This window comes from Chryseobacterium indologenes (assembly GCF_018362995.1).
Classification (GTDB): Bacteria; Bacteroidota; Bacteroidia; order Flavobacteriales; family Weeksellaceae; genus Chryseobacterium; species Chryseobacterium indologenes_G.
On the sequence record NZ_CP074372.1, the window covers coordinates 3,185,359 to 3,201,739 of the forward strand.

Below are 16,381 nucleotides of genomic sequence, written 5' to 3' on the forward strand. Positions count from 1 at the left end.
CTTAACTTATATTTTTAAATGCATCCAGTGTGCTGTATTTTTCTTTTTTGTAAAGTTTTACGATAATATCGAAGATTTTCTCTCTCAGGAAAAACCCTACAATCCCGATAATTGCAATGCTTATTACACCTCCGGTAATTCCCCATAAATACTTTGTTAGGGCAAATACTCCCATCGGAAGAAGCATTTTAGGAATCAGCAAAAGCATAGCGATCATATTGAAGCTCCCTTTCTGTCCCAATCTTTTCTCTTTTGTATTAAGGTCAATCTGAGTTTTATTGAAAGCTCCGGACCATAGGGTAAATTGTGAATTCACGCCAATATTATATAATCCTGCGGCAAAAAATGTAACGTAGACTTCCCATCCGAAGTAGGCATAGCAAAGCGCTATAATGATAGAAATTCCTGTTACAATATTCATCAGCCACCATTTCGCCTTTAAATATTCTTTATAGGGAACATTCAGGGTCATCATCAACGGATAATATGAACTATCAAAAGCCGGAACTCTCTGCCCGAACAGAAACTGGAATCCTCCTGTCACAAAAAGCCCCATAACCATCATCATTGCCGGTGTTTTATACATTGAAGAAGTAAACATCAGCAGTCCATAGAACAGAAACATAAAACTGCCCAGCAAAATACCTTTGGGTACTTTATTGCGTCTCAGCATTTTAATATCATTATTGATGAATGTTCCAATAACTCCATATTTATTCAGGAAAGCAATATTCTCAGTTTTCCCTACTGTTTTTTTGGCTTCTAGCCCTTGGTCAAGATAAAATTCATTACGCAGGTACCTGAAACAAATCCACCACAGCATTACGAACAAAGCAACTGGTATCAATGCAAAGTATGGCTTCTCATAAAAACTGAAGAAAACAGATTCGGAATAAGACAGAACCGGAATTATTTTATAATATCCCAGCATTCCTACGCCCAAAAGGCATACTCCTATAATCACCGCCAACGTTTCTTTACCGTTGAAGAAAATATTGAGGAAATTATTCAGGTAGAGTAATGAAATCACCCCTATCAACCACACCAATACTCCTAAGATACTATATCCGTTGAATAAGGCAATGAATGAGAATGTGATAAAGAATAATGAACTCAGCCAGCTGAATGCTGAAAGAAAAGTTTTGGCCAGCATATAATTAACCAATGTATTCTTCCGGATATTCATCGTAAGAAACGGTTTGATATTCTGTGTAGGAATTTCCTGCCAGAGGTATTTGAGGACAAGATCAATAATCCAGGCAACAATCATGAATTTTGAAACCACCTTTACAGGATTCTGATGCATTTCCTCCTGTACGTAGAAAAAAGCGATAAAAGCTCCACCTACAAGACAGCCCACGAAATAAAGTATTCCGATAAAACGGAGGATTTTCATGGTCAGATTGATCCCTAAAGATGTACCACGGAAGAAGCTTTTTATTTCAAGCTTAAGGAACTTTAGAAACATATGTTAGTTTTTTACATTAGTAAATATAATGTAAAATATGTTACAAGTTTTTAAAGAAAAATAGATTTATGTAGTTATCCAATAAGTTCTTTAGCCTGTGCCAGAGCAGCTTCCGTAATTTTGCTTCCGGAAAGTAACTGGGCAATTTCGTTCAGTTTTTCCTCGTTGCTCAAAGGAATTATAGTAGACTGTGTTCTGCCGGAAATATCCTGCTTTACCACTTTATAGTTGTCATTTCCTTTTGCAGCAACCTGCGCCAGGTGTGAAATAACGATCAGCTGCATGTCTTCAGACATTTCTCTCATAAGGTTTCCAATCTCTTCGGCAACTTTTCCCGAAACTCCGGTATCGATTTCGTCCAGAATAAGGGTTGGAAGCTCATCACTTTCTGCAATAATCTTTTTTACGGCGAGCATTACCCTTGATCTTTCTCCTCCGGAAATAGCCGTCTGAATTGGTTTTAAAGGAAATCCGGAATTAGCCTGGAATAGCAACTGAATATTTTCTTTTCCAAACGGATTGAATTCCTCAGCATCCTGCAGTTCTATGTCAACTTTAGCTTTTTCAAGGCCTAATTTTTTCAGAAGACCTTCAGCTTTTTTGATGAATACAGAAATATTTTTATGCCTGTTCTTTGAAAGCTTTGCAGCAAGACTTTGAAGTGCTTTTTCTTTTTGAGCAATATTCTCCTCGGTTTCTTCAATCTGTAACTCCAGTTCAGAAGCTCCTTTCTGATCTCCTGCCAGCTGGTTTCTGATCTCAATCAGTTCATTAAGATCTGAAACATTATGTTTAAGAAATACAGCGTTGATTTTATTATTAAGATCGGTAAGATATACCAGATTTTCAGGATTGATTTCAACTCTTTCAGCAGCATGCTCCAGTTCAGAAATAATATCTTTCAGCTCTACAAAAGATGTTTCCAATCTTTCATCTAACTCTGCGAAACTGGTAGAAACTTCAGAAATTTTTGAAAGCTTATGGGTAGCTTCATGAAAGAAAGACAAAATTCCTATTTCTTCCTGATGGAACCTGGACAGGATCTGACCTACGTTTTCGGAAATCATCCCTGCATTTTCCTGAATAGAAAGCTGATTCTGAACATCTTCATAATCAACATCATCAAGTTTTAACTCTTCTAACTCGTTAAGTAAAAATTCTTTATAATCGCTTTCTTTATTGCTTTCTGAAAGTTGAGTCTTCAGTTTTTTCAACAGCAGTTTCAGGGTTTGAAAGTCAGAAAACTCCTTCTGATACTCTTCAATAATTTTTTTATTCTCAGAAAGTCCGTCGATAATTTTAAACTGATATTCTGAGGTAAAAAGGTTGGATGTCTCAAACTGGGAATGAATATCGATCAGTTGTGAAGAAAGTTCTTTAAGAATATCCAGCGTTACCGGCACATCATTGATGAATGCACGCGATTTCCCCGATGGAAGGATTTCTCTTCTTATAATCGTCTGAAGTTCATAATCCAGATCATTTTCAATAAAGAATTTCTTAAACTGGTTGTTCAGGGAAAACTCAGTTTCCACCACGCTTTTCTCTTCAGTTTTGGCAATAGATTTTACATCTGCTCTTTCTCCTAAAATAAGTCGGAGCGCTCCTAAAATAATAGATTTACCCGCCCCTGTTTCACCGGTAATAACCTGTAAACCATTTTTAAGAGATACGTCAAGGGTATCAATCAGGGCAAAGTTTTTAATATATATTCTCGAAAGCATTGATAATCCGGGTTATGATCCAATTTCAGTTTGAACTGTAAAAGTAAGTTTTTTTTTAATGAATTGAGAAAATGTTTAAGTGCTTTCTACTCATTGATATTTTTCCTCTCGCCAATTTTCATAAAACGGCTTCTAAGAAATTATTAAAGCTTATTAATGGATTTAAATCTTATACTTTCCACTTATTCCATTTATTATCAATATTTTTTGGTGAAAGAATAATCATCGTCTGTTTAAGATCATTAAGAATCAAACCTCCGTTATTTCCGGAATTGAATATATTGAAGATCTCATCACTTTTTGTATCCATGAACAGGTTAAAGAAAAATGCCTGCTGAAATGTGTTCTCGTACATTTTCAATTGCATCAGGGCATCAAAGATCACTTTTTTTCCGGCAGTCTGGTCCTGATTAAAGAGGTTATCCATTCCGGCTCTGTGATAAGTATAAATAGTAGAGCGTAACTGGTTCCAGTTAGGGTTCATCACCTCATTGATCAATATAGAGCGGCTTCTTGGTTCATTGATGGTGTTCCAGCCTTCATAGTTTCTGTTCTGGGAATTCTGCGCAATCTGCTGTGCTTTTGCGTACCACTGAGATCCTCCCATAGACTGGAAACTGTCTGCATCGAGTCCCAAAATAAGATAAATATAGAAACCGACTACATCCGTAAGATTTTTCCCTGAAAACTGTCTTTCATTAAAAATAAGACTCTCATTTTCAATATACTCAAAGCCAAATCTCTGATCCTGAAGGTTAATTAAAGGGGAGTCGTACGTTGTGTTATAAACAGGACGCATAGCCTGAACAACAATAGATCCTTTGAATCTGTTTCCATCTCTTTCTCCAATAACAACGGAAAAACCACATTTTATTTTTTCAAAATTCTGAAGCTTTTTCCCTGTCCAGCTTGTATTATTGATAAAATCCCTGAGACTTTTCTCCAATGCTTTAAATGCCTGCTGGTTACTTCCTCCTACCTGCTGGGAGTTTACCTGAACGGTTGCCAACAGCTCTTGAGAAAAACTTTGGGTATATATAAAAAACAGAAAAAATAAGCTTATAATTTTTTTCATTGTCTATTAAAAATTGAGAACGGAAATTTATTAAAATTATTTTAAAAGTTGAGACTCAACAAAATTGAGAATATCTTTCGCAACATCATCTTTTGATTTCAGATCGAATTCTTTTTTCTCCGTCTTTGTAAAGATCCTTATTTTGTTGGTATCATTCTTAAACCCGGCACCTTCGTCACGCAAAGAGTTTAAAACAATCATATCAAGGTTTTTCTTCTCCAGCTTTCCTTTTGCATTTTCTTCTTCATTTTGGGTTTCCAGAGCAAAACCTACCAAAAACTGGTGTGTTTTCTTTTCCCCCATCGTTTTAAGGATATCAGGATTTTTAACCAGTTCAATCGTCAGGTTATCATCATTTTTCTTTATCTTTTCTTTTGCCACTTCTTTGGGTGCATAATCAGCCACCGCAGCACTTGCAATACCGATGTCTATGTTGTCATAAAATTCAAATACTTTTGCCAGCATTTCTTTTGCTGAAGTTACTTTATGAAGTTCAACATTGGGATCATTAATGGTTTGGAAACTTGGCCCTGAAATCAGAATCACTTTTGCTCCTCTTTTTGAAGCCTCTTCTGCCAGAGAAAATCCCATTTTTCCGGATGAATGATTTCCGATGAATCTTACAGGATCTATCGCTTCATAAGTAGGGCCGGCAGTAATTAAAACCGTTTTTCCTTCAAGACTTCCGGAATGATTGCTCTCAGTAAAAGAGTTTTCAACAGTATTAAAAATCGTGGATGGTTCTGCCATTCTTCCCTGTCCGATCAGTCCGCTAGCGAGCTCTCCGTTTTCTGCAGGAATTATAATATGTCCGAAACTTTCTGCAAGCTCCAGATTCTTCTTTGTGGATGGGTGTACATACATATCAAGATCCATTGCCGGAGCTATAAAAACCGGGCATTTTGCAGACATATAAGTTGCAATAACCAGATTATCACACATCCCGTGAACCATCTTAGACAGTGTATTGGCAGTACAGGGAGCTACGATCATAACATCTGCCCACAGTGCCATTTCCACATGGCTGTTCCATGTTCCGTTATCGCTGTAAAATTCTGAATACACAGGTTTTTTGGATAGTGTAGACAGGCTTAGTTTCGTTACAAAATGCTCCGCATCGGGCGTTATAATGACCTGCACTTCGGCTCCTTTTTTCACAAAATCCCTTATCAGAAAATGAATTTTGTAGGCCGCAATTCCCCCAGAGACGGCGATAAGTATCTTTTTACCGGAAACACTCATTGAGTTTTAATTTTTGAAATACTAAAATACTTATTTTTTCCCACACAATCAGGCTTTAAAACAACAAAGGTCATAAAAGAACAGATTTCTTTTATGACCCTCATTTATAAAAAACACAGATGATTATTTTCTATCTTCTGTTTTTCTGAAATAAACATCTTCGTTTAACCACTCTTCAATAGCAATTGAAGTTGGCTTTGGAAGCTTTTCGTAATGTTTAGAGATCTCAATCTGTTCTCTGTTTTCGAAAACCTCTTCTAATGTAGAATTGTGAACGGCAAATTCATCCAATTTGTTGTGAAGTTCCGTACGGATCTCCGCATTGATCTGCTCCGCTCTCTTTCCCATGATAACAATAGCTTCATAGATTGAACCTACTTTATCTTCAATCTTATCTTTATCGTAAGTAATTGTATTTACTTCTGCTTTTGTATCTTTTACACTCATTTTGAGAAAATTATTTTTATTTTAAGATGGCAAATTTACGAATTATCTTTGAATTTTGAAAGTCGCTGCAGGAGGAGGCGTCTTAAGTGCTGCACTGTCCCTCTGTAACTGCATTGCTTTCTTTTCATTGCTGATCTGATCTTTAATTTGCTGTTCGGTTTTACCCTGATCAGCCAATTTTTCAGCTTCTTTTTTCTGTCTTGCTGTTAAAGCTGCAATTTTAGCGTCTGTTTCTTTTTTAACAACAGCAAAGTGCTCTTTTTCCTTTTCCAGTTTTTCTCTCAGGTCTGTAGCTGTTTTAGAATATTCTGTATTAGGAAGTTCTTTTTCTACAAATCTTGTATAAGTTAATGCACTTTCAATACGCTCAGCTTTAAGATTATAAACAGATTTCATTGCCAGTTCATAACGTGACTTCAGGATATAATCATAAATTTTTGAACGAAGCTTTGTACCTGGGAAATCTTCCAGAACGTTTTCCAATGCTACATTGGCTGCTTTATAATCTCCCATTTTGAAGTATTGTCTTCCATTTTCATAGGCTTTAAACTCAAGCTTATAAGACAATTCATCAATCAGTTGGCTGATATTTTTAGATCTCTCAGAATTTGGATAGTTGTTCAGGAAGTCCTGAAGTTCATTGATTGCCAATTCTGTACTGGACTGATCTAAGTTATAATCCATAGATCCTTCATAATAGCACAGTGCAGACATGTAGGCTGCTTCTTCAGCTCTTGGATCTTTCGGAAAACTCACTGCAAAGTTTTTGAACTGGTGACCTGCCAATTTATAACTCTTGTCATAATAGTTAGCATAAGCAGTGTTGAAACCTACATTAGGAAAATCATCTGTTCCTGCCACAAGATTTGCAAGTCTGTCATAAAGAGCCAATGCATTTTTCCACTTTTTCTTAGCAAAGTTTTCATTAGCTGCTTTCAAGATAAATTCTTTATCAGCACTCCTCATTGCTCTTTCCTGCTGGCTTACACAAGATGAAATTACCGCTACAGCAAAAAGACCTAAAATATATTTTTTCATATAAAAAGTTCAACAGTTTTCGGATTATACAGCCGATTTACTAATTTGCAAAAATATAACTTTTTTGCCAATAGATTTTTTTTTATGAATATTTAACGTAATTTTAGTCTGCAGCGTATCCCAAAATTGCAAAAACACTTAATAAAAGATTCATTCTTACCTTTTTCTCCGCTTCTTTGGTATATGTTTCTTCATTTTTACTCGGAACATACAGCTCATAAAAGTTTTTATTCCTGATAACAAATAACGTGGATCCAATAATCATGGTAAGGATGTCTTCAGGCTTTGGGGTAAAAGTAAAAACACCGGAAGCCACCCCTTTTTTAATTACTTCATCCAGTTTTTTAACGAATAACTGATAGAAATCAAGTAATTCATCTTTCAGGTTTTCTGTATGGCGGAGTTCCTGGGTAACGAACCCATGGAAATAATTATACTTGAAGAGTTGAGAAACGATATATTTGATCATCTCCCGCATCTGCATTTCCGGTTTCCCATCTTTGATGGTATCTGCAAATTCTGAAAAGTTTTCTCTGGTCTTCAACACCCTGTACTGGTAGAGATAAGACATCATTTTCTCTTTAGAACCGAAGTAATAAGAGATCATAGCGACGTTGATATTTGCTTTTGAACAGATATCTCTTACAGAAGTTCCCTCATATCCTTTCTTGGCTATGAGCTCTTCCGCAATATCCAGTATGTGAATCTGTTTTTCTGTAAATTTTTTTTTCATGAAGTGCACTTTGAGTAAAGTTAAGAAATTTTTAACACATTTATAAACGATCGTTTAATAATTTTAAATTAAATCTGAAAAATACTTATTTTTGAAAATGGAATTTTTTGATTTTCACCATCATAAAAGATATATCAGAAACGGAATTTACAATCTGTCGAATGGAATTCCGCCCGATTTCCCATACTCCATCGGTATTCACCCCAACGATATTGATGTTAATACTATAGAACAGCAGTTTTCATGGATGAGAAATATGATGTCTGAAAACTGTTTTGCTATTGGCGAATGTGGTTTGGATTCTTTGGTTTCTGTAGATCAGAAAATTCAGGAAGAAGTTTTTTTAAGACAGATAAAAATCGCAAATGAGGTAAAAAAGCCTCTGATTATTCATTGTGTAAGAAAGTTTTATGAGGTGATCTCTTTTAAAAAGAAGGCCGAACAGCCAATGATTATCCATGGTTTTAATAAAAAACAGCAAATTGCTGAAGATCTTCTGAGCAATAATTTTTACCTGAGTTTTGGAAAAGCTGTTTTGTATAATTTATCTTTGCAGGATATTATAAAAGATACTCCATTAGACAGAATCTTTTTAGAAACTGATAATGAAGATTTTAACATTGAAGAATTGTACATCAAAGTTTCGGAAATAAAAGCTATTTCCCTGGAACAACTGAATGAACAAATTTTAGAAAATTTACACTCAATAAAAAATGGATAAATACTGGCTGGAAAGAACTGAACTTTTGATAAAGGAAGAAGGATTGGATAGACTGATCAAAGCGAATGTGCTTGTGGTAGGTTTAGGCGGAGTAGGTTCTTTTGCCGCAGAATTCCTGGCGAGAGCCGGAGTAGGAAATATGACCATTGTGGATGGTGATACGGTAGATATTACAAATATCAACAGACAGCTGCCTGCTTTACACTCTACTGTAGGAAAACATAAGGTAGATGTTGTTGCTGAAAGACTTCTTGACATCAATCCACAGCTTAATTTAACGAAAATCAATGAATTTCTGAATCCGGAAAGAATGGAAGAAGTGCTGGATTCTGCCAAATTCGATTATGTGTTAGACTGTATCGACAGTGTTACTCCAAAACTTTCTTTGATTATCGCAGCGAAAAGAAGAAGGATCAAAATCGTAAGCTCAATGGGAGCCGGCGGAAAAACCGATCCAAGCAAAGTACTGGTAAGAGACATCAGCAAAACAGAACACTGCCACCTTGCAAGACAGGTAAGAAAAAGGCTGAAAAAAGTAAAAATTGACAAAGGTGTGCGTTGTGTTTTTGCCAATGATATCCAGGATGAAGAAAGTCTGAAAATGACTGACGGAACTAATTATAAAAGATCTTTTTACGGAACAATAAGTTATATGCCAGCCATTTTCGGGTTGTACACCGCTTCAGAAGTGATTAATCATTTATTAAATCAGGATTAAATTCACTCCGTAAATGACAAATTCCAAGTATCCCAGAGCGGAAAAGCTCAAAAAAAATACGGAAATCAGTTTGCTTTTTGAGAAAGGCAAATGGAGAACCAGCGGAAATCTGAGAATTATTATTCTGAAAGACAAGGCCACCCTTCCAGTAGAAGCACCCAGATTCGGGGTTTCTGTTTCAAAAAGATATTTTAAAAAAGCTGTCCATAGAAACCGTATCAAAAGATTACTGAGAGAATGCTACCGTCTTAATAAAGATTTATTTAAAGAAGCCTTTGGAGAAAAAACGATGGCAATGTTATTTTGGGTTTCTCCTGAGATGCCTCCGAAATTTCAGGATGTAGAGACTCAGTTTATCAAGCTTTGCGAAGCGCAGAAAAAATAATTTTCATTAGAACAGAGATCTGTGAGGCATTTTATCTCAAAGATTATGCATTTTTATTTTATAGTAAATCACAAATAGCGAAGCTCGAAACCCGCATCCCGTATCTCATATCCGGAACCTGGAAATTAACAACTCTTAATATCATATACTTTTTGTAATTTAGGGAAAACAATAAATCTGAAAATTAATATGTTAGATAATATTCCCTATTTTTCTTATGTCATCAGCGCATTTATCGGGATTGGACTGGCAGCAGCTACCGGATTTCGGGTATTTCTCCCAATGTTTATCGTAAGCCTTTCTTCTTATTTCAACTGGATTCCCATGAATGAGCATTTTGAGTGGCTTGCAGGCCTTCCTACGTTGATTACAACAGGAATTGCCACCGTAGCCGAGATTCTTGCCTATTATATCCCTTTTATTGATCATTTGCTGGATACGATTTCTATTCCGATGGCGACAGTAGCAGGTTCTATATTATTTGCGAGTCAGTTTGCTGAACTGGGAACATTTCCGCAATGGGCACTGGCATTAATTGCAGGTGGAGGTACAGCAGCTACCATCAGCTCCGGATTTGCAGGAATACGGGCAGCTTCTACGGCAACAACTGGAGGATTGGGGAATTCTGTGGTAGGAACTACGGAAACAGCCGGTGCGGGTCTTATGTCTGTTCTTGCGATGGCAGCACCGGTCATTGCAGCAATTCTTGCAATAATTACCTTAATTCTTGTTATCGTTTTTGGAAGGAGGGCATGGAAAAAATTACGGGGAAGTAAAAGTGATCCCCAGAATTTATAAATAAAAAAGGTACTGTTTAAAGCAGTACCTTTTTTATTTTAATTTTTACTTCTGAAGTCCTTAATATCCTGAATTTTAGATTCAAAATATTCTTTTTTCTCAGGACTCTTTTTAATTAATATTTCAAACGCTTTTATCGCCTTTGTGTATAGTTTCTGTTCAAAATAAAGATTCGCCAGTGTCTCTGTCATCAAATGTGAGATATCATCATTCTTTTCTTTAACAACATAGGAGCTTTCTTCTTTTAGCTGACTGATTCTAGGATTATTTTCAATGAAGGTTTCAATAGCCTTTTCTTTGATTTCAGATTTTTCCTTTACGACTTCTTCAGTTCTGTCGATCTTAAGCCAGCTTTGCCAGGTATTGATAAAACCGGGAACATTGCTGTCTAATTGCGGCTGTGTTGTATTCTTAATAGTTACTTCCTGTATTTGCTCTACAGGTTCTTCTTTACTTTCCTTCTGCTTATCTTCAACCTTAAGGGTAGAAATATCGGTTCCAAAGAAAGAAACATTCATCACGGGAACTTCTTCTTTTTCAACAGCTTTATCAGTATTTTCTTCGGTTGTTTCAATTGGGGCAGAATGGTCTTCAGCAGCTTCTGAAGTTTTCTCAATTGCCGGAACAGTATCTTCCTGAACAATTTCTGTAATGCTCTCAATCATTTCAGATGGAGCTTCAGCTTCAACTACCGGTTCCGGTTTTTCTGCAGGAATTATCTCTGCTACCGGGGCTTTTATTTCAGGAGTTGCCGCTTCTGTTGATTTACTGATTAATGAATCAGGCAAGATGGATTCCACACTCATAGGCTTCCATGTAGACTGAACTTCAGGAGCTTCTTCCTTTTCTTCCGCTGCTTCAACCTTCACCTCTTCTTCAGTAGGTAATTGATCTTCAACAACTTCTTCTTTTACAGGCTCTTCTTTGATTTCCGAAGGTTTCTCCTCACTTGTTGACCAGAAATGGAAATTCTGAGTTTCAGCGAAGCTAATCTCATGATCTTCAGCAACTTCAGGCTCTGTCTTTTCTTCTTGAACAACAGGTTTAGCCTCCTTCATCTTTTTCTCCACTTCTTCAATCAGACGTCTCATTTCCTCTTCATGCTTATTTACATGAGGCTGGGAAACTTCAGCTGTTTCAGAAATTTCTTCGTTGTTGGCCTGGATTTTAACATCCGGCATAAATGATTCTGTTCCATGGAAGCTTACTTCAGCATCGGATAATTCCACTGAAGATGTTTCTTCCGTATCATTTACTTCTTCTTTTGCAGCAGAAATCTGATCTTCGTCGATAATGGTTTCTGGTGTAAAATTTTCTCCAGCATTCTCTTCTATTTCAGCTTGTATTTCTTGTTGAGAAGGTTCTTCTTCAGAAACAATTCCAGTTTCATTAGCTGTTGATTCTGTCTTTACAGGCTCTTCTACAATTTCTTCAACATTTTCTTCCGGTACTATAGGAGCTACCTCATGAAAACTGATATTTTCTTCCTCGTCAATCTTTTCTTCTTCTTTTTCTGATGAAATCTGATCTTCGTGAACGATGGTTTCCGATGTAAAGTTCTCTCCTGCTTCAGCTTGTTTTTCTTCCTGCTTAACAGACTCTTCCACTACAGGTTCAGTCTTTTGAGTGACCAGAACTCCTGATTCCAGAGTAGACTCAATATCTATTGTTTCAGAATTTTGCTCATCAAGGAAATTTTCTTCCCCTTCGAATAAAATTCTGTTTCGTTCACCATTTACATAAATGTGCTTAACCTCCTGTGTAGGTAAAACGCATGCGGTATCATGCTCTTCTGTCGGTTTTTGCCCAGAAACGCCTTCTTCTCTTTTGATAGGAAAAGACTTTTTCGGGGCTAACTGAGTTGGTTTTTCAATTGCTTTGGAAGATTTTTTCTCTTCAACAATTTCCGGTTTGGGTTCCTGTTTGATCTTTCCGTTGATCAGCTGATACAAAATCTTCTTATCAGTTGTATAAGCTGCCGTGGTGGAAAGCTCTTTCTGATAGTTTTCCTTTTCGTACAGATGAACTCCATACAGATGAAGCGCCCTGATATTTTGAATATAAGGAAAAGTATGAATCTCTTCTTTCAAAAGACCAAGGTCTTCGGACTGAATATTTTTCGGATCTTTTATTAATTCTAAAACTCTCGGATTCATCTTACCAATTCGCTACAATGTCGTTAAATATCTTATTAATAATTCTATCTGTTACCAGCTTTACCTGCTGGTCTTCGATTTGACTTAGTGATACATCACTGTTGAAAGCGGCTTCATCGGAATAGGTTCTGTCGAAACTTGCATCCGGATGAATTTTGTTTTCATAATGTACCTTTACGGTAATCGTAAGTTTATTCTGTGCCTGCTGAATCACTCCGCCAGAAGGGTTGGTCTGGGTATTGGAGCTGATGGTAGTAGGAGTAATGGAATAGTCCGTAATCTCTCCTTCTATCAGGATATCAGGGTTTTCTTTGGTTCCTTTCAGTGTTGTTCGCTGAAGGAATCTGTTTTGTATTGCGGTAGAAAACTGTTGGGATAATGCAGGGTTTACAAGGGGGGCATTATTCGGAAATTCATTGATCTGCACCGTTTTTTCATCCGTAAGAGATGATCCCGTAAAGCTGTAACATGAGTTTAAAACACCCAGCAATGCAAAAAGCATTACGGTAAGTATTGACTGTTTCAGACTGATATTTTTAATGTTAAAATTCATTTTTAATTCCAATTTCAGTAATTTCATCATACTCAATTTGTTGCATAGCATCTTCATAAGCAAAATATTTTGCGGTGTATAAAAATGGTATTGTAAGGAAAAGACCAATCCCGCAGGCAACAATACCAATCTGAGCTAAGATACTCACCACTAACGAGAAAAGAAAAATTGACAACAGATTTCCTTTGCTCATTATTTTTGAAATATTCCATGCTTCTTTTATTTCTGAGATTCCTTTAAGGCTAATTAATGGAATGATATAAAACCCTTTTAATACAAAGTAATATATCGCAACGAACATCAGAAAAATATAAGGGAACATTAAAAACATTATCATTGGATTAGGCTGATGACCTTCTGATAGTGCACCAGATAGTCCCATGATAATAATTAAAGGAGTGTAAAGTAATAAAACAGCTCCGAAAATAATTAACTGTAACATAAAATAAGGCATGAAATCTTTAAAATCAAAGATATCTCCTGGACTTGCCGGCTGATTTCTATTCAGCCTTTGAAGGTATTTGAATAAATTACCCATTGCAAGCAATCCACAAAATGGAATAATAGACATGATTAAGCATACTAAACATGCTATAAATATATTCCCAAAATCTTTCTTTAAAAGTTCAAAACCTTTATTAATATATTCTCCGAGTTTAAAATTGATCGGCTTAGGTGTTAAATTTACTTTCATTATTGTGCTAATCTTCCAGGTTATATTGTTTTATTTTTCTGTATAAAGTTCTTTGTGAGATTCCCAATTCATCTGCAGCTCTGTTCCTACGTCCCTTATGCTTCTCCAACGCCTTGATAATCAAATCCTTTTCATTATTCTGAAGCGAAAGAGATTCTGGTCTGTTTTCTTCAATTTCGATATCTTCAATATCTTCATAGCTGTCATCCGGAGTTGAGATAATCGTAGGATTCTGAACTACCGGCGCATCATTATGATTGTCAAAATAGACTAAAGACCCCGGATTTACCTGAGGTTGAGTCTCAGGGGTATAAATCCTGTTGATCAGGTTTTTCTCATGGTTACTTAGATCTGCTGTTCCCCTGTTCTTAATCAATTCCGAAGTTAAGGATTTTAAATCATTAATATCATTCCTCATATCGAACAGAATTTTATACATGATTTCCCTTTCGCTTCCAAAATCGTTCTGCTTAGGAGTATTCTGACTGTTCACGACCATTGGAAGGTGTGTTTCCATCGGAATATACTCGGCCAGTTTCTCAGCAGTGATATTCCTATTCCTTTCCACAACGGTCATCTGTTCTACCAGGTTTCTTAACTGGCGGACGTTACCCGGAAAAGAATAACTTTCTATGTAATGAACAGCGCTTTGCTCCAGTTCCAATTCCGGCATTCTGTATTTTTCAGCAAAGTCTATTGCAAACTTTCTGAACAGCAAATGAATGTCCCCTTTTCTTTCTCTCAAAGGTGGCATATCGATCTGAACGGTATTCAGACGGTAATATAAATCCTCACGGAATCTTCCGTCATGGATCGCTTTCATCATATTAACGTTGGTAGCCGCTACAATTCTTACGTTGGTCTTTTGTACCTGTGAAGAACCTACTTTCATAAATTCACCACTTTCCAGTACTCTTAGAAGACGAACCTGGGTCTGCAGCGGAAGCTCTCCCACCTCATCCAAAAAGATGGTTCCACCGTCTGCTACTTCAAAGTACCCTTTTCTTGTAGCTGTAGCTCCTGTAAAAGCCCCTTTTTCGTGCCCGAACAGCTCAGAATCTATGGTTCCTTCCGGAATTGCTCCACAGTTTACTACGATATAAGGCTGATGTTTTCTTTTGGATTCTGAATGGATAATTTTCGGAATAAATTCTTTTCCAACCCCACTTTCCCCTATTACCAGTACAGAAATATCTGTAGGGGCTACCTGAATAGATTTTTCCAGTGCGCGGTTGAGTGCCGGAAAGTTTCCGATAATTCCGAAACGGTTTTTTATGTTTTGTAACTCGTTGCTCATAAGTAAATTTTTGATTATTGATTTAATGTTAATCTTCTACAGTTCTTCAATCTCTTTTCTGTAGACTTTGTTAAAGTGATGAGTGTAGACATCTTTCATGGTCTTTCCCTCATCATACGTTTGCAGGGCTAACATTTTTAAATCTAAATAATCTTTGTTTCTGATCTTAGAAACTTTACTTTTAAAGTATATATTCTCGGCAAAGTTGTATTCTTTGCTTTGTTTTTCAAAATTTTCCAGGGCTTTGTCATACCTTTCCAGCTCGAAGTAAGTGACTCCCAATTGATAATGATCAAACATTCCCTTCACATAACCTCTGGTAGCCAGAAGCCTTTCTATAATCCCTGCCGCTTTTTCTTTCTGTCCTAACGCGCTGTAGGACATAGCTCTTACTACATCCAGATTATAGTCCCCGTTTTGAGATCTTCCTAGGTCTCCGGGATAATATTTTTTTAGTTGGTCTAAATCCTGAATAGCCCCTTTATAATCTCTTAGAAACTGAAACTTGGTCCAGCCTCTGTATCCAAGGTTCATTTGAGGATCTAAAGCAACGGCTTTATCAATTAAAATTTTCCAGGTTACGAAATCTCCGTTCTTAAGATATGGAACTGCTTTTTCCATATAAGCAAGGGAGAAATCAGGACACAGCTCGATAGCTTTATCAAAGCCTTCCTGAGATTCTGCGAAACCTTGTAAATCTGAAGCCCAGTTGTATAACTCACACGCTTTTTTGCAGTTCTCACCCTCTACTGCATTACAGTTGACCTGTGCAATAGTATTGGTGTAAACGATAAGCAACAAAAAGCTAAGGTAATACCTCTGAAACTTTTCCATTTTCAATTTTATAGGTTAAATACTGATAATAATCTACTTTTAAACCTTTTATCTCTTTCGGCATCCAGCCATCGAGTGACTTTGTAAACTGCAACAGCTTATTTTCCAATTCTTCATCAAGTACAGTTTCTTCCAGATCCGGGCTCATATGCTGCAATCTGAACAATCCTGTCTTTCCTTCACAATTTACTAAAAATCTTACGGTAATATAACCGCTGATCTTCTTTTCAGAATATATATTTTCTTTTTTAAGTTTTTCTACGATCGCAATCTTCTCTCCCGTGTAGCTAAATTCCTTTGAACCTTGATAGTATTGAAAGCTGAAATGTCCCCATTTTTCTGAACCACATTTCTTAAAATCAGCATCATCAAGCTTTTCATCAAATTCAATATCACCTACAGTATTCGGATACTTTTTTGCTGTCTTTTCTGTCTGGCAGGATACCAGAGCAAACGAAAGCATTGCAAAAAGATAGACTGCTTTGATCACAACTTACT

At 36.5% G+C, this 16,381-nt stretch carries 17 protein-coding genes; 4 read left to right on the forward strand and 13 right to left on the reverse strand.

Going from position 1 to position 16,381, the window contains the following annotated elements; translation table 11 throughout:
• Position 1: 1 nt before the first annotated feature.
• The 7 genes from DYR29_RS14350 to DYR29_RS14380 all read right to left on the reverse strand — a co-directional run bounded on the left by DYR29_RS14350 (position 2) and on the right by DYR29_RS14380 (position 7,727).
• The gene (locus tag DYR29_RS14350; RefSeq protein WP_213277407.1) at positions 2-1,468 is read right to left on the reverse strand and encodes a DUF5687 family protein; all 1,467 of its coding nucleotides are present in this window, start codon (positions 1,466-1,468) and stop codon (positions 2-4) included.
• Positions 1,469-1,542: 74 nt separating this feature from the next.
• On the reverse strand, positions 1,543-3,192 hold the full coding sequence (locus tag DYR29_RS14355) for a DNA repair protein RecN (protein ID WP_213277408.1): 1,650 nt from the start codon (positions 3,190-3,192) through the stop codon (positions 1,543-1,545).
• A gap of 169 nt (positions 3,193-3,361) precedes the next feature.
• The gene (locus DYR29_RS14360; RefSeq protein WP_213277409.1) at positions 3,362-4,267 is read right to left on the reverse strand and encodes a DUF4835 family protein; all 906 of its coding nucleotides are present in this window, start codon (positions 4,265-4,267) and stop codon (positions 3,362-3,364) included.
• Between the two features lie 36 nt (positions 4,268-4,303).
• Positions 4,304-5,509, reverse strand: a complete 1,206-nt coding sequence (coaBC, locus tag DYR29_RS14365; RefSeq protein ID WP_213277410.1) for a bifunctional phosphopantothenoylcysteine decarboxylase/phosphopantothenate--cysteine ligase CoaBC — start codon at positions 5,507-5,509, stop codon at positions 4,304-4,306.
• Positions 5,510-5,632: 123 nt separating this feature from the next.
• Positions 5,633-5,956: a DNA-directed RNA polymerase subunit omega gene (locus tag DYR29_RS14370; protein ID WP_047424579.1), complete on the reverse strand. Its 324-nt coding sequence runs from the start codon at positions 5,954-5,956 to the stop codon at positions 5,633-5,635.
• A 42-nt stretch (positions 5,957-5,998) separates the two neighbouring features.
• Positions 5,999-6,994 (reverse strand): outer membrane protein assembly factor BamD, encoded by a 996-nt coding sequence (locus DYR29_RS14375; protein WP_047424577.1) that lies wholly within the window; start codon positions 6,992-6,994, stop codon positions 5,999-6,001.
• A gap of 103 nt (positions 6,995-7,097) precedes the next feature.
• Positions 7,098-7,727 carry a TetR/AcrR family transcriptional regulator gene (locus DYR29_RS14380; protein WP_027372956.1) on the reverse strand — a complete coding sequence of 210 codons (630 nt, stop codon included), beginning with the start codon at positions 7,725-7,727 and terminating at the stop codon, positions 7,098-7,100.
• Between the two features lie 97 nt (positions 7,728-7,824).
• Here DYR29_RS14380 and DYR29_RS14385 point away from each other — a divergent pair, with 97 nt between their 5' ends.
• The 4 genes from DYR29_RS14385 (at position 7,825) to DYR29_RS14400 (ending at position 10,349) form a co-directional block, all read left to right on the forward strand.
• Entirely contained in the window at positions 7,825-8,448 is a 624-nt protein-coding gene (locus DYR29_RS14385) for a TatD family hydrolase (protein WP_213277411.1), read from the forward strand.
• On the forward strand, positions 8,441-9,166 hold the full coding sequence (locus tag DYR29_RS14390) for a tRNA threonylcarbamoyladenosine dehydratase (protein WP_213277412.1): 726 nt from the start codon (positions 8,441-8,443) through the stop codon (positions 9,164-9,166). The genes DYR29_RS14385 and DYR29_RS14390 overlap by 8 nt, the downstream gene beginning before the upstream one ends.
• A gap of 13 nt (positions 9,167-9,179) precedes the next feature.
• Positions 9,180-9,551: a ribonuclease P protein component gene (gene rnpA / locus DYR29_RS14395; protein WP_213277413.1), complete on the forward strand. Its 372-nt coding sequence runs from the start codon at positions 9,180-9,182 to the stop codon at positions 9,549-9,551.
• A 189-nt stretch (positions 9,552-9,740) separates the two neighbouring features.
• Positions 9,741-10,349 carry a DUF4126 domain-containing protein gene (locus tag DYR29_RS14400; RefSeq protein WP_047424570.1) on the forward strand — a complete coding sequence of 203 codons (609 nt, stop codon included), beginning with the start codon at positions 9,741-9,743 and terminating at the stop codon, positions 10,347-10,349.
• A gap of 38 nt (positions 10,350-10,387) precedes the next feature.
• On the opposite strand, the gene DYR29_RS14405 is transcribed toward DYR29_RS14400, so the two are convergent.
• The 6 genes from DYR29_RS14405 to DYR29_RS14430 are packed head-to-tail and all read right to left on the reverse strand — an operon-like array spanning position 10,388 to position 16,373.
• The gene (locus DYR29_RS14405) at positions 10,388-12,505 is read right to left on the reverse strand and encodes a hypothetical protein (protein WP_213277414.1); all 2,118 of its coding nucleotides are present in this window, start codon (positions 12,503-12,505) and stop codon (positions 10,388-10,390) included.
• Position 12,506: 1 nt separating this feature from the next.
• Positions 12,507-13,058: an LptE family protein gene (locus DYR29_RS14410; protein WP_213277415.1), complete on the reverse strand. Its 552-nt coding sequence runs from the start codon at positions 13,056-13,058 to the stop codon at positions 12,507-12,509.
• Positions 13,048-13,752, reverse strand: coding sequence for a hypothetical protein (locus DYR29_RS14415; protein ID WP_213277416.1), 705 nt, complete (start codon positions 13,750-13,752; stop codon positions 13,048-13,050). Before DYR29_RS14415 ends, DYR29_RS14410 begins: the two co-directional genes overlap by 11 nt.
• Before the next feature lie 7 nt (positions 13,753-13,759).
• Positions 13,760-15,049: a sigma-54 interaction domain-containing protein gene (locus DYR29_RS14420; protein ID WP_213277417.1), complete on the reverse strand. Its 1,290-nt coding sequence runs from the start codon at positions 15,047-15,049 to the stop codon at positions 13,760-13,762.
• 36 nt (positions 15,050-15,085) lie between these two features.
• Complete coding sequence (locus tag DYR29_RS14425) at positions 15,086-15,883, reverse strand: tetratricopeptide repeat protein (RefSeq protein ID WP_213277418.1); 798 nt, start codon at positions 15,881-15,883, stop codon at positions 15,086-15,088.
• Entirely contained in the window at positions 15,855-16,373 is a 519-nt protein-coding gene (locus tag DYR29_RS14430; RefSeq protein WP_213277419.1) for a hypothetical protein, read from the reverse strand. The genes DYR29_RS14425 and DYR29_RS14430 overlap by 29 nt, the downstream gene beginning before the upstream one ends.
• Positions 16,374-16,381: the final 8 nt, after the last annotated feature.

Coding starts and splice junctions, on each gene's coding strand:
- DYR29_RS14350 (WP_213277407.1), bottom strand. CDS start 1,468: ATGTTTCTAAAGTTCCTTAAGCTTGAAATAAAAAGCTTCTTCCGTGGT.
- DYR29_RS14355 (WP_213277408.1), bottom strand. CDS start 3,192: ATGCTTTCGAGAATATATATTAAAAACTTTGCCCTGATTGATACCCTT.
- DYR29_RS14360 (WP_213277409.1), bottom strand. CDS start 4,267: ATGAAAAAAATTATAAGCTTATTTTTTCTGTTTTTTATATATACCCAA.
- coaBC (WP_213277410.1), bottom strand. CDS start 5,509: ATGAGTGTTTCCGGTAAAAAGATACTTATCGCCGTCTCTGGGGGAATT.
- DYR29_RS14370 (WP_047424579.1), bottom strand. CDS start 5,956: ATGAGTGTAAAAGATACAAAAGCAGAAGTAAATACAATTACTTACGAT.
- DYR29_RS14375 (WP_047424577.1), bottom strand. CDS start 6,994: ATGAAAAAATATATTTTAGGTCTTTTTGCTGTAGCGGTAATTTCATCT.
- DYR29_RS14380 (WP_027372956.1), bottom strand. CDS start 7,727: ATGAAAAAAAAATTTACAGAAAAACAGATTCACATACTGGATATTGCG.
- DYR29_RS14385 (WP_213277411.1), top strand. CDS start 7,825: ATGGAATTTTTTGATTTTCACCATCATAAAAGATATATCAGAAACGGA.
- DYR29_RS14390 (WP_213277412.1), top strand. CDS start 8,441: ATGGATAAATACTGGCTGGAAAGAACTGAACTTTTGATAAAGGAAGAA.
- rnpA (WP_213277413.1), top strand. CDS start 9,180: ATGACAAATTCCAAGTATCCCAGAGCGGAAAAGCTCAAAAAAAATACG.
- DYR29_RS14400 (WP_047424570.1), top strand. CDS start 9,741: ATGTTAGATAATATTCCCTATTTTTCTTATGTCATCAGCGCATTTATC.
- DYR29_RS14405 (WP_213277414.1), bottom strand. CDS start 12,505: ATGAATCCGAGAGTTTTAGAATTAATAAAAGATCCGAAAAATATTCAG.
- DYR29_RS14410 (WP_213277415.1), bottom strand. CDS start 13,058: ATGAATTTTAACATTAAAAATATCAGTCTGAAACAGTCAATACTTACC.
- DYR29_RS14415 (WP_213277416.1), bottom strand. CDS start 13,752: ATGAAAGTAAATTTAACACCTAAGCCGATCAATTTTAAACTCGGAGAA.
- DYR29_RS14420 (WP_213277417.1), bottom strand. CDS start 15,049: ATGAGCAACGAGTTACAAAACATAAAAAACCGTTTCGGAATTATCGGA.
- DYR29_RS14425 (WP_213277418.1), bottom strand. CDS start 15,883: ATGGAAAAGTTTCAGAGGTATTACCTTAGCTTTTTGTTGCTTATCGTT.